A 20,333-nucleotide genomic window follows, 5' to 3' on the forward strand; every position below is an offset into this window, starting at 1 on the left:
GCGCATGATCGAACGGTTCCCAAGATGACCACCACCAGCGACACCACCACCGAAGCGGCGCCGAGCGGCGCCCCCCTGTTCTATACCCGTCCGGTGCCGCTGCAGGCCGATGTGCATGCCGATCTGCGCATCCTGCCGGGCAAGCTCGAATTCGCCGCTGGCAACAACGCCATCCCGCTGGTACTGGGCGAATTCTCGCTGGCCCTGCACCACTTCCCGATCCTGTTCGCTGGCCCGACCGCGGTGCCGATGGCCGCCGTGGGCGTGTCCGACCAGAACCTGTTCATCAAGGACGGCCTGTGGGAAGACGAGGCCTACATCCCGGCCTACCTGCGCCGCCACCCCTTCATCTTCATCGACACCGGCGCGGAGAATGACTTCCTGCTGGGCATCGACGAGGAAAGCCCGCGCGTGGTCAAGGGCGGCGAAGAAGGCCAGCCGCTGTTCGTTGACGGCAAGGCTACCGAAATGGTGCAGCAGGCGCTGGAGTTCTGCGGCCAGTACACCCGCGAGCACGAACAGACCCAGGCCTTCTCCAAGGCGCTGATCGACAACGGCCTTCTGGTCGAGCGCAATGCGACTGTGCGTACCCCCGATGGCCGCGAGTTCAACCTCAACGGCTTCCTGGTCGTGGACGTCGAGAAGTTCGTTGCCCTGCCGGAAGCAACCGTGATCGAATGGCACCGCAGCGGCTGGCTGGCATTGATCCACCAGCACCTGATGTCGCTGGGTCGCTTCAACGACCTGACCCGCCGCCAGGTCGAACGCCTGGCCGCCTGATCAGGGCTCTGACCGGGTTCCCGCTGCGCGGGAGCCCTGTCCGGCCAGCAGCACGTCCAGCAGGCGTCGTGCATCGGCCCAGTCCGGCGCGGCGTCATGCGCCAGATCGGCCAGCTCCGCCGCGATGGCCGCGTGCCCGCATTGGCCCAGCATCTGCAGCGTGCCCTGCAATCGGTGTGCGTGATGGCTTAGTGCCGATGCGTCTGCACGATCGACAACCCGCTCCAGGTTGCCGAGCTCATCGCGGATGTCGGCGATGTAGGCCGCGTCCATTTCAATCGTTTGCACGGAAGTGTCCAGGCCATCCGGCCGCGCAGTGCCGAGCGCAGGCAGCAGTTGGGCGGCGCGCAGCGGCTTGGCGAGTACCGCGTCGAAGCCCGAGCGGCGGCAGCGTGCGCGATGACGCCGCCCGGTGCGGGCAGACAATGCGATCAGGCGGATGGACTGCCCCGCGCGCCCACGCAGTTCGCGCGCCAGCGCGTGACCATCGATGCCACGCAGTCCAATGTCGATCAATGCGGCGGGACGGGGCTGGCGCAGCTGTTCGGCCAGGGCACTGGCCGCATCTTCCACGGCGCACACCTCGGCACCCCAGCGCCGCAGCTGTTCGGCGATGACGTGGCGATTGAGCTCGTGGTCCTCCACCAGCAGCAGATGCAGGCCGGCCAGTGGCGTGGCGCCAGCGCACAGGTCTTCGGCATCCGCGCTGGCACTTGCAGGAGACACCGGCAGGCGCAGGATGAAGCGGCTGCCGCGGCCCAGCACGCTGTGCACGGTGAGGTCGCCCCCAATGGCGCGGGCCAGCTCGCGCGCGATCGAAAGCCCCAGGCCACTGCCGCCACGCTGGCGCCCGCTGCTGCCTTGCTGGAAAGGCTGGAACAGGGTGGCCACCTGCGCCGGTGCAATGCCGATGCCGCTGTCGATCACCTCCAGCAGCAGTTCCCGCGGCCGCGCCGCCGGCATCAGCTGCAGGCGCAGCTCGACGCCGCCGATATCGCTGAACTTCACCGCGTTGGCCAGTAGATTGCTGGCAATCTGGCGTAGCGCATCGGCGTCCACCAGGATGAAGGACGGGGATGCGTTCCCGGCATCGAAATGCAGCTGCAGGCCTTTCCGCCGGGCCTCTGGCCGGATCGCCTCCAGTGCCTGCCGGCACAGCTGTGCTGCATCGCAGGGTTGCGGATGCGGCTTGAACGCGCCGCTGGCGAGCCGCGAAAAGTCCAGTGCACGATTCAACAGGCTGCGCAGGGCGTGGCTGGCCGTGCTGGCAGCGGCGAGCAGATCGCGCTCGCCCTTCGGTAGTGTCGATTGTCCAAGCAGTTCGATCGAGGCCAGCACGGCCTGCGCCGAGTTGCGCATCTCGTGACTGATCACCCCGATGGCATGTGCGCCGCTTCGGTCACCGCGTGCCCGCAGGTGGCCGGTTGCGCGCCACAGCAGCGGCAGGGCGATCAGCAGCGGGGCCAGCAGCAGCCACCCGCGCGGGGGCGACGCCTGCATCCAGTCCAGTGCATTCCCCGCGGCCGCAGGCAAGGTCTGTCCAGCCCAGAGTCGAAGCAGGCCCGCATGCTCCTCCAGCGTGATCTCCCGCAATGCCTGCTGAATGCGCTCCAGCAGCTGCCGGTCTTCGTGGCGGACGAGCAGGTAGAGGTCCGTGGAGAAGCTGCTGTCGAACGACTGCAGGCGCAGGCTGCCATTGAAATGGCGTCGAACCAGGGGGCGCAGTGTGGGCTCCAGGCCAATCGCCGCGTCCGCCAGGCCGGATTCGACCGCCTTCAATGCCGCATACCGGTTGGGCAGTTGCTGCAGCCGGATCTGTGGATGATGTGCGCGCAGCCAACCGGCGTAGGGCCCGCCTTCAACCACGGCGACGACCCGTCCGTCGAGTTCGCGCATCTCCCGTGGCAGCCATTCGCCCGTGCGCCCGGCCAGCAGGGTGGCGCCGCCGCGAAAGCGGCGGGACGCGGCAAGGTCGGGGCAGGGGAGCGACTGGTGTCTCGCCCCGCCAAAGACCATGACCAGATCGGCCTCGTGATGGCACACCGCGAGGATCGACGCGGCGGTGGTCGGATAGGGCCGTTCCAGGAAGCTGAGTTGGGCATGCCGGGCCACCAGGCTGGCGTAGCCATGGGCCAGCGTTGGCGGTGATGAGGCATCGGCCAATGCTGCGGGCAGCGGCCGCAGGGAAGGCGCCGTGGCGACCCGCACGCTGCTACCCGGTAGCCAGCGTGGCGACCGGATATCTTCGGCCGACGCAGCAGGCAGGAGAAGGAGCACCAGCAACCCCGTGGGCAGGAAGCGACGGCGCAGCGGCGGGTGGTGCCTCACGGAGTCTCCAGTCGCTCGCGCAGTGCGTAGATTTCCACATCGCTGCGCAATCCCAGCTTGCGCAGCACGGCGACCTTCTGTGTGCTGACGGTCTTGATGCTGCGATGCCGGCGCAGGGCGATCTCGGAGACGGTCAAGCCTTCCAGCAGCAGGCCCAGCACCTCGCGCTCGTTGCGGCTGAGCTCACCGCGATCGCCGGCCAGCCTGACGTCCGGTGGAACCCGGGTCAGGCCCTGCGAAACGCGCACGATGGCATCGGACAGTGCAGGAAGTGGCTCGGCCTTGCTGACGAATCCGCTGAGCCCGGCATCGATCAGGCGGTTGAGGTTGGTGGTGGGCGAGGGTGTGGCGAAGGCCAGCAACGGCGTGCGCGGGAACTCCCGGCACAGCCGCGCAACCAGCTCGATGCCGCCAAGGTCGCCGCGGGCGAGCGTGAGATCGATGATGGCCACGTCAACGTGCGTGCCCTGCAGGCTGCTGAGCAGATCGGCGCTGCAGCCATGGCTGGCGACGATGTCGAACCGGAGGTCGCCTGAAAGGTGGAGGGCGGTGCCGCGACGGACGACTTCGTGGTCATCCAGGAGCGCCAGGCGAAGCCGACGCGGTGCAGGAAATCCATTCATGCGCGGGAGGTGGTCAGCGCCCATGGGCGTGGCCGTCATTCTGGCGCTGCTGTCGCGTCGAACATCGAATTCGTTGCGATTTTACGACTATTCCTAAAGATCGATGGATGCCCTCCATCGATAGGGGCTGATCCATGGGTCGGGCGTATCGTCAGGTCGAAAGTCGCCGGCTACCGATACCCTTTGAAGAGATATTAATGTGACGCGTCACGCCGGGGCGGGCGCGGGCGGCTGCCGCGATCTATCGCACCGACTGCGGTACGCGCCTCAGCTTGCCGGTGTCGTAGCCCATGGCCGCGATGCGTTGCACGGCCTGCTGGTAGTCGCTCTCGGACACCTGTGGCGTGCGCGCCATGTACCACACATAGTCGCGCTTGCTGCGCGCGACAATGGTCTGCCCATAGTGGTCGTCCAGCCAGGCAATCACATACTCGGCCTGGATCGGCCAGATGAACTGCATGCCCCAGATCGCGCCATTGCCCTGTTTCTCGACCCGTCCCACCGGGTGCATCGACTTCTGCGGGGCCTCGAAACTGCCCTTGCGATAGGTGAAGGTCGTCTGGATGCGCCCGTCCGGCTTCAATGTGTAGCTCTCCACCGCGTCGAAGGCCTCGCGCTCCGGCCACGACGGTATGTGGGCGATCACATACCAGTCGCCCATGAAGCGTGGCACGTCCACTGATGGAGGGCGAGGCAGGGGACGGGTATCGCTGGAACTGCAGCCGGAACCAAACAGGCTCAATGCCAGCAGGGGAAGCAGCGAGCGCATGCGCATGTCACACCTCAACGGGGGCGGAAGAGATAGTGGGCGACCAGCCACTGCTGGCCGTCGTCGTAGCCGAACAACTCGGCGCATGCCATCCAGAACATGCGCCAGCGCTGCCACCAGAGCTTCGCCGCGGCCTGGCCGTAGGTTGCGACCAGAACCGGCATCACCTTCTCGCGGGCTGCGTCCTGGTTGGCCAGCCAGTGGTCGGCGGTGCGCTGGTAGTGGGTGCCGTCCAGCAGCCAGCGTTGATCGAGCCGCAGGTCGCGCTGGAAATGCAGCAGGGTGTCGGCCGCAGGCATCAGTCCGCCGGTGAAGAAGTGACGCCCCATCCAGTTGTCGCCACCCTCGGTTTCAAACGGATACATCAGCGTGCGATGGGCGAAAATGTGCACGAACAGCGCGCCATCCGGTTTCAGCCATCGTGCGATGCCTGCAAGCAGGCGCTCGTAGTTGCGTACGTGTTCGAACATCTCCACCGAGACGCAGCGGTCGAACCGGGCTGTTGGCAGGTCAAGCTGGTTGACGTCACGGGTCAGCACCTCGACGTTGCCCAGGCCACGCGCCTGGCATTGCGCCAGGATGTACTGGCGCTGGCTGTGCGAGTTGGAGACGGCGGTGAGATGCGCCTGCGGATAGCGTTCGGCCATCCATAGGGTCAAGGAGCCCCAGCCGCAGCCCAGTTCAAGAATCTGCTGGCCATCGGCCAGTCCGGCGCGCTGGCCGTACAGTTCCAGCATGGCTTCCTCGGCCTGGTCCAGCGTTTCGCGCCCGGTGGGGTAGTAGCAGCTGCTGTACTTCAGCCGCTTGCCCAGGCAGGCCTGGAAGAAGGCCGCGGGAACTTCGTAGTGCTGGCGGTTGGCCGCGTCGGTATGCAGCGCGAGTGGACTGCCGGCCAGTTCTGCGATGCGACGGTTGAAGCGCGCGTACTGTGCCTCGATGCCGCCCAGCATTTCCTCGCGCAGGCGTTGCGCGCACAGGCGACGGATGCCGGCCCGCAGTGCCGCATCGGGAACCAGCCCGCGTTCGGCCCAGGCGATCAGCCCGGTTTCCGCGTCGTCGGCCGGGGTCAGTGACGGGATCGCGCTCATGCGGAATACTCCTTGGAAGAACGGGGAAACCAGGGGAAGAACATCGGCGTGCTGCGCTGGTAGGCGCGGTAATCGTCGCCGCGGCTGCGCAGTGCCTGATTTTCGGTGAACGGGATGCCGCTCAGGTAGCGCAGGAACACGTACATCAGCAGCGGGCCGGCCCACGCCAGCCACCACAGTGGCGAGCCGACCGCGAGCAGGACATAGCTGAACCAATGCAGCCACTCGAAGAAGTAGTTGGGGTGGCGGGAGTAGCGCCAGAGCCCGTCGCGGCAGGTGCGGCCCTTGTTCGCTGGATTCGCGCGGAACCTGGCCAGCTGATGGTCGGCCAGGCTCTCGCCACCGACGCTCAGCAGCCAGACGAATGCGGCGGCTACTGCCCACGGTGTCAGGCCGGCGCGGGGATTGGCAGCCACCGCGACGAAGGGCAGGGCGAACAGCACGACCAGCAGCGCCTGGGCCATGAAGAAGCCGAAGATCCTGCCTTGATGCCCCTGCCAGTGCTCGCGCAGATAACGGTAGCGACCGTCCTCCTGTTCGTGGCGGACCCGATGCCACAGGTGCAGCGCCAGACGGCTGCCCCACAGGCCACCGAGCACGCCCAGCGCGATCCGTGGCGCCGCCGCACCCTCGCCGAGCAGCGCCAGCAACAGGGCCGAAGCGCCCACGCCCTTGGCCCAGAGCACATCGACCACGCCAATGTTGCGGTGGCGGCGCTGCCAGGCCCAGCCCCAGCTCATCACCAGCACGGCATACAGCAGGACCCACAGCAGATTGATCATGACGGTGCTCCGGCCAAGGGCGGCGGGATGGTGCGGGAACCGCGGCGAGCGGCCGCGCACAGCAGTGAAAGCGCGATGCTCCAGCCCACGCCGAGCACCAGCAGGCCCTGCCACAGCGGCGCAGTGAATCGAACCGCATCGAAACCGCGCGCTGCGGAGAGATAGGCCAGCGGGGCCAGCAGCAGGCCGAACGCGGCTGGCAGGGCAAGGTGGCGCAGCAGGAAGCGCATCGAAGTGGTCAGCGTCATCGCAAACGCGGCCCATAACGCCATGATCCAGGGGGGCGGTACCCAATCCAGTGGGGCGGCAGCGTAGCGCACGGTGCTGCTGGCGGCGGCACTGGCGTCGACCAGCCACGCGCAGGCCAGCGCCAACAGCATCAGCCGAAGATCCAGCCGAGGTTGCGGCGAGGTCAGCAGCTGGCTGCCGATGTAGAGCGACGCTGCCAGCAGCGCCGGCCATTGCCAGCCGCGCCCGGCGCCGGCAACGGCGCAAAGCCAGACCAGCTGGTTGCCAAGCAGATTGGCCCAGAACCGGCGCATCTCAGCCGCCTTGACCCGATGCGCCAACGGGACGATGCCCCGGGCGCGCCAGCAGCAGATGCGAAACGCCGATCGAACGCTCCAGGAAGCCGCCCTCGCAATAGGCCAGGTAGAACTCCCACATCCGGCAGAAACGCGTATCAAAGCCCTGTGCCTGCACAGCGGGCAGCTGGGCAAGGAAGCGTTGGCGCCAGGCGCGCAGGGTCAGTGCGTAGGAGTGGCCGAAATCCTGCTGGGCGACCAGCTGCAGGTCACAGGATCGCGTCTTGGCCGCCATGATCGCGTTGATCGACGGAATGAAGCTGCCCGGAAACACATAGCGCTTGATGTAGTCGACGCTGCGCCGCGCCTGCTCGTATCGGTGATCTTCGATGGTGATGGCCTGCAGCAGGGCGACACCATCGGGTTTGAGCAGTCGCTGCAGCGTTGCCATGTAGGTGTCCAGGTATTCGGCGCCGATGGCTTCGATCATCTCGATCGATACCAGCTTGTCGAACTGGCCCTGCAGGTCGCGGTAGTCCTGCATCAGCAGTGTGACCTTGTCCTGCAGGCCGGCGACGCGGACGCGCTCGGTGGCCAGCGCATGCTGCTCGGCGGAGATGGTGGTGGTAGTAACGTGGCAGCCATGGTGTCGTGCCGCGTGCAGCGCAAAACCGCCCCAGCCGGTGCCGATTTCGACCACGCGGTCGCCGGGTTTGAGCTGCAGCTGCTGGCAGATACGGTCCAGCTTGCGCCGCGAAGCGGAGTCCAGAGACTCGCTTTCGCTGGCGAACAAGGCCGAGGAATACATCAGGTCCGGCGACAGGAACAGGGCGAAGAAATCGTTGCCGAGGTCATAGTGCGCGGCAATGTTGCGGCGGCTGCCTTCACGGCTGTTGCGTCGCAGGCGGTTCCATCCGCGCAGCAGCCAGCCTCCCACGCGCGCCGGGCCGTGTTCCATGCTGTCGAGCAGATCGCGATTGCGCACCAGCAGCCGTATCAGGGCGACCAGGTCATCGCAGTGCCACTCGCCGTGGATGAAGCTTTCACCCGCGCCGACGCTGCCCTGTGCCGCCACCTTGCGATAGAACGTCGGGTCTTCGATGGTGACGGTGACATGCAGTTCGCCGCGGGCATCGCCCAGCCAGACTTCGCCCAGCGCGTCGCGCACGCACAGGCGGCCGTCGCGCATCGGGGCGAGCTGGGCCAGCAGGCGGCGGCGCAGGAAGGCATCCAATGCGCCGGGGCGCGGCAGCGCGACCGAAGGAGTCATCGAGTTCATCGCGGTTTCTCGGCAAGGGTGGGGTGGTCGTGCACGGGATTGCGTTTCAGCCACAGCCGCAGCGCGTGCCAGTGGATGGCGGCCACCACCTGGGTGGTCATCAGTGGATAGCAGGCGAGGACGCGGGCCAGCCCGCGACCATCCAGGGCGCGCCGTTGCATGACCTGGGTGGCATCAAACTGGCGCGCGCCGTCGCGCCAGACCTGCATGTGCACGCGCAGGCCCTCATCGGGGCGGCTGAACCGCCAGTCGTAGTGGCAATCCATCGGCATGAAGGGCGAGACATGGAAGCATTTGTCGAACTGCCAGCGCAGCGAGGTGCCTTCGTGCGTGGCCGTCGCGACTGGCAGCACGTAGGTGTGCCGTTCCTTCCAGGGCGTATTGGTGATCTCGGCGACGATGCAGTCCAGCGTGCTGCCATCGGCCCGGTAGCAGTAGTAGAAACTGACCGGGTTGAACACATGCCCGGCGAAGCGAAGATGGGTAAGCAGGCGGACCGGGCCGGTCGGCCGGTAGCCGAGGGTGGTTGCAGCGTGGTCGCGCACCGCATCGGCCAAAGGCCGTGCGGGATCGCCGAAGTAATCGCTGCGACGGAACTCGGCCAGGTTGCGGCGATTGACCGACCACAGCCAGCGCCCGGCGAACACGCCGTCGAGCTCATCCAGGTCGAGCAGCAGCTGTGCGATCGGATAGCGGAACGCATGCGGGCGTGGAAGATGCCTGCGGTGCATCACCTGCCCGAAGTAGAGCGCACTGGCGCTCATGCAGCCACCTCGCCGGGAGCGGCCATGACGCGGTGCGGTTCGCAGGTGCGCAGTGCGTCGACCACGCGGCGGGCGCTGCGGATGCCGTCCTCATGGAAGCCCCAGCCCCAGTAGGCGCCCGCGAACCAGGTGTGGCGGCGGCCCTGCAGCTCGGCCCAGCGTTGTTGCGCGCGCACTGCGGCATGGTCGTGCACCGGGTGCGCATAGTGCAGGGTGCGCAGCACCTGCGACGGGTCGATCGCCGCGCTGCGGTTGAGCGTTACCACCAGGGGTGTGCTGCCGGGCAGGCCCTGCAGCAGGTTCATGCAGTAGCTGACCGTGCAGGGCGCGGCAGGGTCGCGGGGCACGTGGGCGTTCCATGCCGCCCACGCCTTGCGGTTGCGCGGCAGCAATGACGCATCGGTGTGCAGCACCGCCTCATTGGCCTGGTAGCGGATGGCGCCGAGCACCTCGCGCTCGATGGGGTCGGCGTCACGCAGCAGCGCCAGGGCCTGGTCGCTGTGGCAGGCCAGGATGACCTCATCGAAGCCTTCCACGCCGGCCGCGCTGTGCACGCGAGCGCCCCAGGGCATGCGCTCGACCGACTGCACCGGGCACTCCAGCCGCTCATGCACCCGCCAGCGGGCGCGCAGGGCATCGACATAGCGCGCCGATCCACCGCTCACCACCCGCCACGGTGCGCGCCCGGTCATCTGCAGCATCTGGTGGTTGGCCATGAACTGGGCCAGATAGCGGGCCGGGAAATCCATCACCGTGGCCGTCGGTGACGACCACAACGCGGAGGCCATCGGCAGCAGGTGCTCGTCGATGAAGGCATCGCCGTAGCGCTGGCTGCGCAGGTATTGCCCCAGCGTTGGACCCGCGTCTTCTGCCAGCAACAGGGGAGCATCGCGGTAGAACCGGCGCAGGTCGGCCAGCATGCCCCAGAACCGCGGCGATACCAGGTTGCGGCGCTGGCAGAACAGGCCATCCAGCGAGGTGGCGTTGTACTCCACGCCGCTGCGCTCGCTGTGCATCGAGAAGCTCATCGTGGTCGGCTGCGAGGCTACGCCCAGCTCGTCGAACAGCGCGGTCAGCAGCGGATAGTGCTGGGGATTGAACACGATGAACCCGGTATCCACCGCCATGCGCGCGCCATCCACCTGCACGTCGTGGGTGTGGGTATGGCCGCCCAGATAGTCGTTGGCCTCGAACAGCGTGACGTCGTGTTCGCCGTCCAGCCACCAGGCGCTGGCCAGCCCCGCGATGCCCGAACCGATGATCGCGATGCGCATGTCAGTACCTCGCCTTGGCCAGCACCCACTCGGGAATGGGCTTGAGCCCTTTGACCAGCCCCAGCGCCGCCATCGCGCGCAGCCCGTACCAGGTCAGGTCCACTTCCCACCAGCGGAAGCCCTGGCGGACGGTGCCCGGGAAGAAGTGGTGGTTGTTGTGCCAGCCTTCGCCGAAGGTGAGCAGCGCCAGCCAGAGGTTGTTGCGGCTGTCATCGCGGGTCTCGAAGCGGCGGCGGCCGAAGCGATGGGCCAGCGAATTGATGGTGACCGTGGCGTGGAACAGCACGATGGTGGAGATGAAGAAGCCCCATACCAGCAGTTGCGGGCCGGAGGTGTGCAGGCCCGGCGCCCAGCGCTCCAGCCCGGCGCCCAGTGCATACAGCGCTGCGGCCAGCAGTACCGGCACAGCCGTATCGAAGCGGTCCAGCCAGCGCAGTTCCGGGAAGCGTGCCAGGTCCGGTACCCGCGACAGATCGGTGGCAAAGGCCTCGTGGGTCAGGAACCAGCCCATGTGGCTGCGCCAGAAGCCGCCTTCACGGGGGGAGTGCGGGTCCAGCGGCTGGTCGGCGTGACGGTGATGGTGGCGATGGTGGGCGGCCCACCACAGCGGCCCGCGCTGTACGCTGGAGGCGCCGATCACGGCGAACACGAACTGCACGGGCCGCGATGCCTGGAAGGTGCGGTGCGAGAAGTAGCGGTGGTAGAACGCAGTGATGGCGAACATGCGCACCGCATAGAGCGCTGCGGCGACGATCACCGCTGTCCACGAGATGCCCACCCAGAGCACCGCGATGCAGGCCAGGTGCATCAGTGCGAACGGCACGGCGCGTACCCAGTCGATGCGGCCCGGCCGTTCGCCGCTGGCGTCTGCGGCGTTGCCGGTATCGAACCAGCGCTGCAGCGTGCGCAGCAGGCGCCAGCGTCGACGGGGGAGGGGCGCTACAGAGGCCATGGCGGATCTCGGCGGGTGTCGTGACCTCCTGTACGCAGCAGGATGCGCATTGGATGCGCCACGGCGCATTGAATTTCGACTTCACCTGGGCGTCACGACGCAGCGCTCCGCCAGGGGTTGCGCCCACGCCTGCTGCCAGTCGCTTGCTGATCGCCCGACGGGCGGAGAGTTGAAGCGAACGATCACCTGTGGGTAGCTGCCGCGCGCATCGCGCAGGTTGCTGGTGCCGCGGAACTCCAGCAGGCGGCGGTCGGCAGTGGCGTAGACCAGGGCCAGGCGCGGCGCGATGCCGCCGTACCAGGTGTCCACACTCACCTCGATGGCCTGGGCATCGACGTCCTGCCAGCGAACAGGGCCGGTGCGCCGCACCTGCACCGGGAAGTAGCGCTGGCGCGCCGGCACCAGGAATGGCAGCGTGATGCGCTCGCCCCGCAGCAGTGCCGGCCAGTGCAGGCGCACCGCCGCGTCGAATCCTGCATCTATCACCGCGTCCGGCGGCAGTTCAAGCCGGCGCTGACGCAGCTGGCTGGCGGCATCTTCCTGCCAGGAGATCGACACCGAATCGCCGGCGGCCTCCACCTCGGCCTTCTGGCCACTGCGGCGGTCCTCGAGCAAGTAGCCCCGTGCCTGCGGCCGGGCGCTTGCCGGCAGATGCTTGCGAGCGAAAGGCTTGCCATCCGGACACTGGTACAGCACCCAGCGCTCGGCGCCCTCCGTTGCCTCGCGCTGCCAGTGCACTTCACGGTAGAGGATGTCGCCCTGTGCGGAGGTGGCCACGCCCTCGCTTCGCAGCCAGGGGGCCGCCAGCGCGGCATGGGGCAGGCACAGCAGCAGCCAGGCGGTGCGCATGGTGTTCATCCGTAAGGGGCGGGCTCTGGTCATACGCCGGGAGCGGCCGGTTGGATGCGTTGGGTAACCTGCATCCAATTGCTGCCCGCGCGCGTACAGAGGACAGACCTTCACCCGCCCGCCGCGAACGCAGATGTACCCTGACGCCGCCAGCACTCTCCTCAACTTCGATACCGCACGCACCGTGTCCAGTTCCCAGCAGCCGAGCAGCGAGCCGACGAACTGGGCCGGTGACATGGACGGCGTGGCGCGGCTGCGCGATCGCGACTGCTTCATGCGGATCTACGACCATTTCATGCCGCGGTTGTGCGTGTACCTGCGTGGCCTGGGCGTGCCTGACGCGGTGGCCGAGGAGCTGGCGCAGGAGAGCCTGTTGCGGCTATGGCTGCGTGCGGCTGACTTCGATCCTGCGCAGGGGGCACTGAGTACCTGGCTGTACCGCATCGCGCGCAACCTGCATATCGACCGCGTGCGGCGCGAACGCAGCTGGATGCAGGTACAGGCAGCGGTGGAAGATGCGGCAACACTGGACGTGGTTGAGCGCAGCAGCGCCGAGCAGTTCGCCGACCAGGCGCGCCTTCGCCAGCGCATCAACGAGCTGCCTGCGGTGCAGGCGCGGCTGGTGCGGATGTCCTATTTCGAAGCCAAGAGCCACAGCGAGATTGCCGAGGCGCTGGGCATGCCGCTCGGGACGGTCAAGTCACACCTGAGGCGGGCGTTCCTGCAGCTGCAGTCGAAAGTGGGAGGTGCGCTGTGAATCCGCATCACCACCTGCATGAATCCACCTTGATGAGCTATGCCGCCGGCGCGCTGCCGGCGCCGTTGAGCATCGTGGCCGGCGCCCACCTGGAGCAGTGCCCGCAGTGCCGCCAGCGCCTGCGCGAGGCCGAGGCGATCGGCTCCGCATTGCTGGAGCAGACGCAGCCAGCCACGCCCGATCGGCGCCGCGAGCAGCTGCGCGAGGCCATGCTGATGCAGCTGGCGGCGGAAACGCCGCTTGCCGTGGCCGGCGCCGCGCGTCCCGTGCCGAAGGAGCGGCCCGAGGCCGATCCGGATCATCTGCCTGCCTCGCTGCACCCCTACTTCGGCGCCTCGCTCAGTGGGTTGCGCTGGCGCTGGATGGCGCCGGGGGTGCACTGCATCCGTGCCGAGCAGATGCCCTCGCTGATCATGCTGAAGATCGCCCCGGGCAAGTGCCTGCCCATGCACAGCCACGGCCGCAGCGAGCTGACCCAGATCCTGCGCGGTTCCTACAACGACGCGCTGGGGCTGTTCGCACCGGGCGACGTGGCGGACCTGGATGAGGATGTGGAACACCAACCAGTCACCGCACCTGGCGTTCCCTGCATCTGTGTATCAGCGTTGGATGCACCGTTGGTGTTCAGCGGTTGGCTGGCGCGGAAGATCCAGCGTTTCGTGAAGCTCTAGGATGAGTGCGGCGATGGCAACGGGCGCGCTACGGGTTCTGTTGACCGGTGCAGCGGGGCTGGTGGGGCAGGGTGTGGCCCTGGCCTGCCAGCGCTCGCCCCGGGTCGCCAATCTGACCGCACTGGTCCGGCACCCGGGCAGCCTCGCCGGTAGCGGCAGCGAGCTGATCGTGCCGGACTTTCTGCGTATCCAAGATCGGGTGGAGGACCTGGCCGGGTTCGATGCATGCTTCTACTGCGCCGGCGCTCCGCCGGTGGGCACCGCCGAGGCCGAGTACCGGCGGGTGACGCTGGACACCACCCTGGCCGTCGCCCGCGCCTGGGCCACGGCGAATCCGCAGGGGTGTTTCCTCTATGTATCCGGCGCCGGCGCGGATGCGCGAAGCCGGGTGATGCCATTGCGGGTGAAGGGCGAGACCGAGCGGGCACTGCAGGAACTGCCGGTCCGCACGGTCATGCTGCGTCCGGGTGGCGTGCGCCCTGTGGAAGGCACCGGCACCCGTCATGGCCTGTTGAAGCCGCTGTACTGGGGTGGCGCGCCCTTGATGAAACTGGCGGGCGCGATTGCGCCGTCGCTGGTGACCAGCAACCTGGCGCTGGGCCAGGCGATGATTGCGCTGGCCGGCAGGGAGCACCCGCCGGCCACGGTGGAGTGCGCGGACATCAACCGGGTCGCAGCGGACCAGCGCGACCCGGTTGCCTGACCTCAGTGCGTGGCACCCTCCAGCGCGGCACGTACCGCCTGGGCCAGGTCGCTGCGGGTGAACGGCTTGGGCAGCAGGGCGGCTGCCCGGCCTTGGCTGCCGACTGCGTCGTGGTCGCGTGGATAGCCCGAAGTGAACAGCACGGCGACTTCCGGCCAGCGTTCCCGCACTTCGCGCACCAGCTCCCAGCCCGACATGCCGGGCATCACCACGTCCGAAAACAGCAGGTCCACCTTGGTGTCGGGGCGTTCCAGCAGGCGCAGCGCGGAGGGGCCGTCGTGTGCTTCCAGCACGCGATAGCCCAGCAGGCGCAGGGCATCGACGGTGTGCGCACGCACATCATCATTGTCCTCGGCCACCAGGATGGTTTCCTCGCGTGGCGAGTAACCCGCCAGGCCGGTCTGCGGTGCGCTTGCCTCGCAGGGCAGGGCCAGCGTCGAACGCGGGAACATCATGGTGATGCTGGTGCCGCCGCCTTCCACCGAGTCAATCAGCACATGGCCGCCGGACTGCTTGACGAAGCCATGCACCATCGACAGGCCCAGGCCGGTGCCGCGGCCAACCTGCTTGGTGGTGAAGAACGGCTCGAACACGCGCGCGAGGGTGGCCGCATCCATGCCGTGGCCGTTGTCGCGGACCCGCAGCATCACGTATTCGCCAGGGGCTGCATCGGGGAACAGGGCGGCGTAGTCGTGGTCGAGATGGCTGTTGTCGACCTCGATCACCAGCCGGCCGCCATGGGGCATGGCATCGCGGGCATTGACCGCCAGGTTCAGTACGGAGGCCTCCAGCTGGCTGACGTCGATCTCGACGCACCAGACGTCCTCGGCGGCGCGGATTTCCAGCTGCACCAGCTCGCCCAGTGCACGCTGCAGCATGTCATGCATGTCCAGCAGCCGGTCGTTGAGATTGGCGGCCTGGCTGTGCAACGGTTGGCGCCGGGCAAATGCCAGCAGGCGCTGGGTCAGGCTGGCGGCACGGCCCACACCCTTGAGGGCGTTGTCCAGCGCACGGCTGACCATGGCGCCCGGCTCGCCGGCGCGCTCGCTGAGCAGCATGGCGTGTTCAACGTTGCCGGAAATCACGGTCAGGATGTTGTTGAAATCGTGGGCGATGCCGCCGGTGAGCTGGCCCACCGCTTCGATCTTCTGTGACTGGCGCAGTGCATGTTCGGCCTGCAGCCGGGCCGTGGTTTCCACTGCCTCCGACACCACCGCCGTCACTGCGCCTTCGGCATCCAGTAGCGGACGGAACGAAAAATCGTAGCTGCGGAGGCCGGTGGGCAGCTCCAACTCCAGTGCATGCAGCGAGCTTTGCCCCTTCGCGGCAGCGGCAACGGCCTGATCCACCAGGGTGCCGGCGTCGCCGCTGGTGGCGAACCACAACGATTGCCCATAGCGTTGGCCCACAACGTCGGGCTTGTCGGCCAGTACGGCAGCCAACGACGCGACATTGGCGTCGACCACGCGGCCCTCCAGGTCCAGCAGCACCTGATGCTGGAAGCTGGATTCGAAGATGGCCTGCAACCGCCGTTTGCTCGCCCGCAGTTCGGCGGTGCGCGCCTGGACCTGCCGTTCGAGCAGCTGGTTGTCTTCGCGCAGGGCGAGCTCGGCCTGCTTCAGCCCGGAGACGTCGCTGCCCAGGCAGATGTAGCCGACCACGGCGCCGTCGGCGCCTCGCTCCGGCACGCAGTCCATCTGCACGAAGCGTGACTCGCCGCTGCGGTGGACCAGTTCCACCTGGAAGCGGGTGCGCTCACCCTGCAGCACCCGTTCGATGCTGGGCAGTGCATGTTCGAAGGCGGAAATGCCGCTGACATCGCGCGCCGAACGGCCCAGCAGTTCGGCCAGGCTGACGCCGTGCCAGTCCAGGAAGGCCTTGTTGGCGAAGCGGTAGCGATGCTCCTTGTCGAGCTGGGCGATCAATGCCGGTACAGCGTCGGTCACCTGCTGCAGCTGGGCCTGGCTGTCATTCAGTGCGGCCTGCGCGTGGGCCAGCTGGGTGCGCTCGTGCGCTTCCTGGCGGGCGCGGCGGATCGCATCCGGCAGGCGCTGCAGGCGCTGCTTGACCACGTAATCGCGTGCGCCGCGGGTCAGCGCCTGTACCGCCAGCTCCTCGGTGAGCGTACCGGAGACGAAGATGAAGGGCGTCTGCGGGATCCGCTCGCGCGCCAACGCAAGGGCAGCGTCGCCGTCGAATCCGGGCAGCACGTGATCGGCCAGGATGACATCGAAGGCGCGATTCTCGATCGCCTCGATGAAGGCATTGCGGGTCCACAGGCGCTCGGCCTCGAAGTCGAGGCCAGCCCGCCGCAGTTGTGCGCTGATCAACTCCGCATCAAGCGCACTGTCCTCAAGCATGAGGATGCGCAGGCGCTCGCTGCGGCGCGATCCATCACGCATTGTGCTGCCCCGAGCCGTTGGGGCGATGCGGCGGTGGCTGGTTGGTGATGCCCCAGAACATGCCCAGGCCCTGGATGGCGTCGAAGAACTCCTTGAAGTCCACCGGCTTGACCACGAATGCGTTGACGCCCAGTTCGTAACTGCGCACCAGATCCTGCTCTTCGCGGGAGGAGGTCAGCATCACCACCGGCGTGCTGCTCAGGTTCGAATCGCCACGGACCTGCTCCAGCACCTCCAGGCCGTTCACCTTGGGCAGCTTCAGGTCAAGCAGCACCACCACCGGGCCGCCGTGGTTGGTGCCGGCGAATTTGCCTTCGCAGCGCAGGTAATCCAGCGCTTCGGCGCCGTCACGTACATGGATGACATCGTTCAGCAACTGGCAACGCGACAGCGCCGCCAGCGTCAGCTCTGCATCCTTGGGGCTGTCCTCTACCAAGAGGATCGGCCGCAGGTCCCTCATGGGTGATCTCCTGTGGAACGGGGTAGGGTGAAATGGATCGTGGCGCCCTTGCCTGGCTCGCCCTCGGCCCAGGTGCGGCCGCCATGGCGGCCGATGATGCGGCGCACGTTGGCCAGGCCGATGCCGGTGCCTTCGAATTCCTCGACGTGATGCAGGCGCTGGAATACGCCGAACAGCTTGTCGACATAGCGCATGTCGAAGCCGCAGCCGTTGTCGCGTACGAAGAAATGGTCTTCGTCGACGTTGCGCTCGTGACCGATCTCTATCACTGACTGCTCGCGCTCGCGGGTGAACTTGATCGCGTTGGCCAGCAGGTTCTGCCAGACCAGGCGCAGCATCGTCGGGTCGGCCTCGACCTCCGGCAGCGGTGCCAGACTCCACTGTACGTCGCGGCCGCTGTAGTCCAAGGCCAGGCTCCTGCGGACATCTTCGGCCAGTGCGGCCATGTCCAGTCGCACCCGGCCGAGCGTGGAACGGCCCATCTGCGAGAAGCTGAGCAGGTCATCCACCAGCGTTCCGGCAGATTTGGCCGACTCCACGATCGTATCCAGGAAGCGGCGCTCGGTGTCGTTGAGGCGTTCGCCGGCCGAGCTGCCCAGCAGCTCCGAGTAACCGACAATGTGGCGGAAGGGCGCGCGCAGGTCGTGGCTGACCGAATAGGAAAACGCTTCGAGTTCCTTGTTGCTGCGGACCAGCTGCTCGTTGAGTTCGGCCATTTCCTCGGCCTTGCGCAGCACGATGTCGACGATGGCGGTGCGCATCTCGAGGGCGGCATCGCGGTCGGCGTCGTTCCACGGAAGGCTGCGCTGCTGGACGATTTCCTTCCAGGCCTCGAAGGAGCTGCGCGGCGAAAGTGCCACGTCCGGTGCTTCGGTCTTGCGTGGATCGCCGCCCCAGCGCACGGTACGCACCACCTCCGGTCGGAACCACATCAGGTAGCTGTCGTGCAGCTGCGAGATGGACACCGCCAGTACGCCGCTGGCCACGTCGGACAGGCGCGCACCGGGCGCCCAGTCGGCTGCCAGATGGTCACTGCAGTACGTTTCCTGCCCGGCCTGCTGTGCGGCCAGCCAATCGGCCAGGGCCAACACGTCGGTTGCGGGCGGGCACTGGCCCACACGCATGCAGTCGCCCTTGTGCACGATGGCGGCGCCTGCCGCGCCGGTCAGCGACAGCAGGCTGGCTTCATCGTGGCGCAGCGCAGCCATGAAATCCTCGTCGCCGGCCATGCGTGCAAGCAGCTTGACCAGCACCGAGCGGCGCGCCACGCGCTCTTCGATGGCGCGTGCACGCTCCTTCAGCGCGATCTGCAGCGACAGGATCTGGCCCATGAACTCACAGGCGGTGCGCACGTGGTAGGGCAGGCGGCGCGGCTGCACCGTGTGGCAGGACACCAGGCCCCACAGCTGGCCCTCATGCACCAGCGAGACCGACATCGACGCGCCGGTGCCCATGTTGCGCATGTACTGCAGGTGCACCGGCGAAACGCTGCGCAGCACGGCCAGGCTCAGGTCGGTGGCCGGTGCATCGCGATACTCCTCGCTGCGCATCAGTGGGGCAGGGGTGTAGTTGTTGTCCGCGATCAGGCGTACCCGGTTGCGCCGGTACAGCTCGCGGGCCTGGGCCGGGATGTCCGACTCGGGAAAGCGCAGGTCCAGGTAGGACGGCAACAGGCCGTTGCCATCCTCGGCGACCACGATACCGTTCCAGCCGGCATCGAACTGGTAGACCAGGGTGCGATCGAAGCCGGTCAGCCGGCGCATGTGCGCGGCCGCCAGCTGGCACAGATCTTCCACGGTGCTGGCCGATTCGATGCCGGTCATCAGTTCGCGGATCGACGGATACAGTTCTTCAAGCGAACCCGGCTGGCCGGGAACCGGTGCCTCCAACTCGACCAGCAGATCCGTGGCAGAGCGGTGCAGCAGCAATTGATGGCGGCCGTGGCCATCCAGGTGCACGGCGCCGACATGGGCGCTGCTGCCGACCGTGGCCTGCTGGAACAGCGCCTGGAAGGGCGCCAGTACGCCGCCCAGCACCTCGCTGACATGCTGCGACAAGGGTTCGCCGAACTGCCGCAGCAGACCCGGCTGGCTGATCGCGCGCTCGCGCACCCGCAGTGACTGTGGCTCCACTACCAGAAGCACGCCGTATGGCTGGATGGCACCGGGCGTGTGGATCGGTTCGCGCGCACAACGGGACTGGGCGGTGTCGTGCGTGGGCTCGGCAGAAGGCATCAAGGGCTGGACTCATGATTCGTGGATGGCTGGAATGGCCCAGCTGCACCCGGTATCCGTGGATGGTGACGCAAAATCCTGCATTCGCATACCAGTACGCGTGCGTGAAGAGCGCTTCATTCGAAGCTGAATTCTTCATCCAGAGCATCCGGGAGCACCTGCGTGCTTCGCGAAAGGTACATGCGCGCTGCACGCGCGCTCGACACCGACGTGCCTAGGGTGAACGCACATTCCTGAGTGACCACCTCCCGTGAACCTGCAGACCTTGCCTTCAACGCCGTACCGCATGCTTGCCGACAGCTGCCAGTTTGAGCTGCTGGATGTGGATGCCCTGCAGGATCCGGCCAATGGGCGCCTGCTCCACCTGTACTCGCTGGTTGCGCGCTGCCTGTGCTGCGAAACGGTATTCAAGGCAGAGGAAGGGCAGGGCCTGGTCAGCCACACCGCCGCGCGGGTGGTGCGGTGCCCCACAGGCTGTGGCCAGCAGGCGTTCAAACCCGCGTTGCTGCGTACCTGGCAGCCACATCACGTCGCCCAGGCCTGAAAGTGCCGACACCGGGTCACAGTACCCCGGGATTGCCGCGCCAGACCGCGAAGTTCAGCGCAGAGGCGAACGATATCCAGGCCAGGTAAGGCAGCAGCATCACCGCCGCGCCGCGGTGGATGCGTGCGAAGGCAACGATCGTTGCGCACACCAGCGTAATCAGGACCAGGATGTCGACGAAGGCCAGCGCGCCCAGCTTCCAGCCGAAGAACAGCCAGCTCCAGAGCGCATTGACGGCCAACTGCAGCAGATAGAGCATCAGGGCCGGTTGCGCGTTGCGCCAGCCGCGTTCGCGCCAGACCAACCACGCCGCAAGGGCCATCATCGTGTAGAGCAGGGTCCATACCGGGCCAAACACGCTGGCAGGCGGTGCCCAGGCGGGCAGGGCGAGGGCAGCGTAGAAGTTGGCGGCGGATGTGGATGCCCACGCGCCGACTCCCGCCGCCGCAAAAGTGACCACGCCCCATCCCAGAAGACCCAAAGCCTGTGAACGCCGCTTCATTCCGTACCGCTCCGTCATGCCTATACCCGTGCATACGAACAGAAGCGG

20 protein-coding genes are annotated in these 20,333 nt (G+C 67.2%); 5 read left to right on the top strand and 15 right to left on the bottom strand.

Features of this window, described 5'->3' with window-relative positions; translation table 11 throughout:
* Positions 1 to 24 precede the first annotated feature (24 nt).
* Complete coding sequence (locus ACYKG1_RS10310; protein ID WP_100472246.1) at positions 25 to 780, top strand: SapC family protein; 756 nt, start codon at positions 25 to 27, stop codon at positions 778 to 780.
* Here the strand turns inward: ACYKG1_RS10310 and ACYKG1_RS10315 are convergent, their stop codons facing one another.
* From ACYKG1_RS10315 to ACYKG1_RS10365, 11 genes are all read right to left on the bottom strand, one after another.
* Positions 781 to 3,108 carry an ATP-binding protein gene (locus ACYKG1_RS10315; RefSeq protein WP_478472610.1) on the bottom strand — a complete coding sequence of 776 codons (2,328 nt, stop codon included), beginning with the start codon at positions 3,106 to 3,108 and terminating at the stop codon, positions 781 to 783. It lies immediately after the preceding gene.
* Positions 3,105 to 3,731 carry a response regulator transcription factor gene (locus ACYKG1_RS10320; RefSeq protein ID WP_100475193.1) on the bottom strand — a complete coding sequence of 209 codons (627 nt, stop codon included), beginning with the start codon at positions 3,729 to 3,731 and terminating at the stop codon, positions 3,105 to 3,107. The genes ACYKG1_RS10315 and ACYKG1_RS10320 overlap by 4 nt, the downstream gene beginning before the upstream one ends.
* A gap of 241 nt (positions 3,732 to 3,972) precedes the next feature.
* Positions 3,973 to 4,506, bottom strand: a complete 534-nt coding sequence (locus ACYKG1_RS10325) for a lipocalin family protein (protein WP_478472611.1) — start codon at positions 4,504 to 4,506, stop codon at positions 3,973 to 3,975.
* 8 nt (positions 4,507 to 4,514) lie between these two features.
* Entirely contained in the window at positions 4,515 to 5,588 is a 1,074-nt protein-coding gene (locus ACYKG1_RS10330; protein WP_478472613.1) for an SAM-dependent methyltransferase, read from the bottom strand.
* Positions 5,585 to 6,370, bottom strand: a complete 786-nt coding sequence (locus tag ACYKG1_RS10335) for a DUF1295 domain-containing protein (RefSeq protein ID WP_478472614.1) — start codon at positions 6,368 to 6,370, stop codon at positions 5,585 to 5,587. Before ACYKG1_RS10335 ends, ACYKG1_RS10330 begins: the two co-directional genes overlap by 4 nt.
* Positions 6,367 to 6,912: a DUF2878 domain-containing protein gene (locus ACYKG1_RS10340; RefSeq protein WP_478472616.1), complete on the bottom strand. Its 546-nt coding sequence runs from the start codon at positions 6,910 to 6,912 to the stop codon at positions 6,367 to 6,369. Before ACYKG1_RS10340 ends, ACYKG1_RS10335 begins: the two co-directional genes overlap by 4 nt.
* A 1-nt stretch (position 6,913) precedes the next feature.
* Positions 6,914 to 8,173, bottom strand: coding sequence for a class I SAM-dependent methyltransferase (locus ACYKG1_RS10345; protein WP_478472618.1), 1,260 nt, complete (start codon positions 8,171 to 8,173; stop codon positions 6,914 to 6,916).
* On the bottom strand, positions 8,170 to 8,937 hold the full coding sequence (locus ACYKG1_RS10350) for a DUF1365 domain-containing protein (RefSeq protein ID WP_478472620.1): 768 nt from the start codon (positions 8,935 to 8,937) through the stop codon (positions 8,170 to 8,172). Before ACYKG1_RS10350 ends, ACYKG1_RS10345 begins: the two co-directional genes overlap by 4 nt.
* Positions 8,934 to 10,211, bottom strand: coding sequence for an NAD(P)/FAD-dependent oxidoreductase (locus tag ACYKG1_RS10355; protein WP_478472621.1), 1,278 nt, complete (start codon positions 10,209 to 10,211; stop codon positions 8,934 to 8,936). Before ACYKG1_RS10355 ends, ACYKG1_RS10350 begins: the two co-directional genes overlap by 4 nt.
* 1 nt (position 10,212) lies before the next feature.
* Positions 10,213 to 11,163 (bottom strand): acyl-CoA desaturase, encoded by a 951-nt coding sequence (locus tag ACYKG1_RS10360; RefSeq protein WP_100472265.1) that lies wholly within the window; start codon positions 11,161 to 11,163, stop codon positions 10,213 to 10,215.
* 81 nt (positions 11,164 to 11,244) lie between these two features.
* Positions 11,245 to 12,012: a hypothetical protein gene (locus tag ACYKG1_RS10365; protein WP_100472267.1), complete on the bottom strand. Its 768-nt coding sequence runs from the start codon at positions 12,010 to 12,012 to the stop codon at positions 11,245 to 11,247.
* A 133-nt stretch (positions 12,013 to 12,145) separates the two neighbouring features.
* On the opposite strand from ACYKG1_RS10365, the gene ACYKG1_RS10370 reads away from it, so the two are divergent.
* The 3 genes from ACYKG1_RS10370 to ACYKG1_RS10380 are packed head-to-tail and all read left to right on the top strand — an operon-like array spanning position 12,146 to position 14,143.
* Complete coding sequence (locus ACYKG1_RS10370) at positions 12,146 to 12,769, top strand: sigma-70 family RNA polymerase sigma factor (protein ID WP_100472269.1); 624 nt, start codon at positions 12,146 to 12,148, stop codon at positions 12,767 to 12,769.
* Entirely contained in the window at positions 12,766 to 13,440 is a 675-nt protein-coding gene (locus ACYKG1_RS10375) for a ChrR family anti-sigma-E factor (protein ID WP_049421999.1), read from the top strand. The genes ACYKG1_RS10370 and ACYKG1_RS10375 overlap by 4 nt, the downstream gene beginning before the upstream one ends.
* A 1-nt stretch (position 13,441) precedes the next feature.
* Complete coding sequence (locus tag ACYKG1_RS10380) at positions 13,442 to 14,143, top strand: Rossmann-fold NAD(P)-binding domain-containing protein (RefSeq protein ID WP_478472623.1); 702 nt, start codon at positions 13,442 to 13,444, stop codon at positions 14,141 to 14,143.
* Between the two features lie 2 nt (positions 14,144 to 14,145).
* On the opposite strand, the gene ACYKG1_RS10385 is transcribed toward ACYKG1_RS10380, so the two are convergent.
* Genes ACYKG1_RS10385 through ACYKG1_RS10395 form a run of 3 tightly spaced genes read right to left on the bottom strand, consistent with a single transcriptional unit; the run spans position 14,146 to position 19,239 of the window.
* Positions 14,146 to 16,545, bottom strand: a complete 2,400-nt coding sequence (locus ACYKG1_RS10385; protein ID WP_478472625.1) for a response regulator — start codon at positions 16,543 to 16,545, stop codon at positions 14,146 to 14,148.
* Positions 16,538 to 17,005, bottom strand: a complete 468-nt coding sequence (locus ACYKG1_RS10390) for a response regulator (RefSeq protein WP_049422003.1) — start codon at positions 17,003 to 17,005, stop codon at positions 16,538 to 16,540. Before ACYKG1_RS10390 ends, ACYKG1_RS10385 begins: the two co-directional genes overlap by 8 nt.
* A complete protein-coding gene (locus tag ACYKG1_RS10395) occupies positions 17,002 to 19,239 on the bottom strand; it encodes an ATP-binding protein (RefSeq protein ID WP_478472626.1) in 2,238 nt (745 codons plus the stop codon). The genes ACYKG1_RS10390 and ACYKG1_RS10395 overlap by 4 nt, the downstream gene beginning before the upstream one ends.
* 250 nt (positions 19,240 to 19,489) lie before the next feature.
* On the opposite strand from ACYKG1_RS10395, the gene ACYKG1_RS10400 reads away from it, so the two are divergent.
* Complete coding sequence (locus ACYKG1_RS10400; RefSeq protein WP_478472628.1) at positions 19,490 to 19,783, top strand: hypothetical protein; 294 nt, start codon at positions 19,490 to 19,492, stop codon at positions 19,781 to 19,783.
* A gap of 16 nt (positions 19,784 to 19,799) precedes the next feature.
* Here ACYKG1_RS10400 and ACYKG1_RS10405 read toward each other — a convergent pair whose 3' ends face one another.
* Positions 19,800 to 20,285, bottom strand: coding sequence for a TspO/MBR family protein (locus ACYKG1_RS10405; RefSeq protein ID WP_100472279.1), 486 nt, complete (start codon positions 20,283 to 20,285; stop codon positions 19,800 to 19,802).
* Positions 20,286 to 20,333 lie beyond the last annotated feature (48 nt).

The sequence above is a fragment of the Stenotrophomonas sp. 85239_Sma genome (assembly GCF_056481725.1).

Coding starts and splice junctions, on each gene's coding strand:
- ACYKG1_RS10385 (WP_478472625.1), bottom strand. CDS start 16,545: ATGCGTGATGGATCGCGCCGCAGCGAGCGCCTGCGCATCCTCATGCTT.
- ACYKG1_RS10345 (WP_478472618.1), bottom strand. CDS start 8,173: ATGAACTCGATGACTCCTTCGGTCGCGCTGCCGCGCCCCGGCGCATTG.
- ACYKG1_RS10335 (WP_478472614.1), bottom strand. CDS start 6,370: ATGATCAATCTGCTGTGGGTCCTGCTGTATGCCGTGCTGGTGATGAGC.
- ACYKG1_RS10395 (WP_478472626.1), bottom strand. CDS start 19,239: ATGCCTTCTGCCGAGCCCACGCACGACACCGCCCAGTCCCGTTGTGCG.
- ACYKG1_RS10355 (WP_478472621.1), bottom strand. CDS start 10,211: ATGCGCATCGCGATCATCGGTTCGGGCATCGCGGGGCTGGCCAGCGCC.
- ACYKG1_RS10405 (WP_100472279.1), bottom strand. CDS start 20,285: ATGAAGCGGCGTTCACAGGCTTTGGGTCTTCTGGGATGGGGCGTGGTC.
- ACYKG1_RS10350 (WP_478472620.1), bottom strand. CDS start 8,937: ATGAGCGCCAGTGCGCTCTACTTCGGGCAGGTGATGCACCGCAGGCAT.
- ACYKG1_RS10370 (WP_100472269.1), top strand. CDS start 12,146: ATGTACCCTGACGCCGCCAGCACTCTCCTCAACTTCGATACCGCACGC.
- ACYKG1_RS10380 (WP_478472623.1), top strand. CDS start 13,442: ATGAGTGCGGCGATGGCAACGGGCGCGCTACGGGTTCTGTTGACCGGT.
- ACYKG1_RS10365 (WP_100472267.1), bottom strand. CDS start 12,012: ATGCGCACCGCCTGGCTGCTGCTGTGCCTGCCCCATGCCGCGCTGGCG.
- ACYKG1_RS10330 (WP_478472613.1), bottom strand. CDS start 5,588: ATGAGCGCGATCCCGTCACTGACCCCGGCCGACGACGCGGAAACCGGG.
- ACYKG1_RS10320 (WP_100475193.1), bottom strand. CDS start 3,731: ATGAATGGATTTCCTGCACCGCGTCGGCTTCGCCTGGCGCTCCTGGAT.
- ACYKG1_RS10340 (WP_478472616.1), bottom strand. CDS start 6,912: ATGCGCCGGTTCTGGGCCAATCTGCTTGGCAACCAGCTGGTCTGGCTT.
- ACYKG1_RS10390 (WP_049422003.1), bottom strand. CDS start 17,005: ATGAGGGACCTGCGGCCGATCCTCTTGGTAGAGGACAGCCCCAAGGAT.
- ACYKG1_RS10360 (WP_100472265.1), bottom strand. CDS start 11,163: ATGGCCTCTGTAGCGCCCCTCCCCCGTCGACGCTGGCGCCTGCTGCGC.
- ACYKG1_RS10325 (WP_478472611.1), bottom strand. CDS start 4,506: ATGCGCATGCGCTCGCTGCTTCCCCTGCTGGCATTGAGCCTGTTTGGT.
- ACYKG1_RS10310 (WP_100472246.1), top strand. CDS start 25: ATGACCACCACCAGCGACACCACCACCGAAGCGGCGCCGAGCGGCGCC.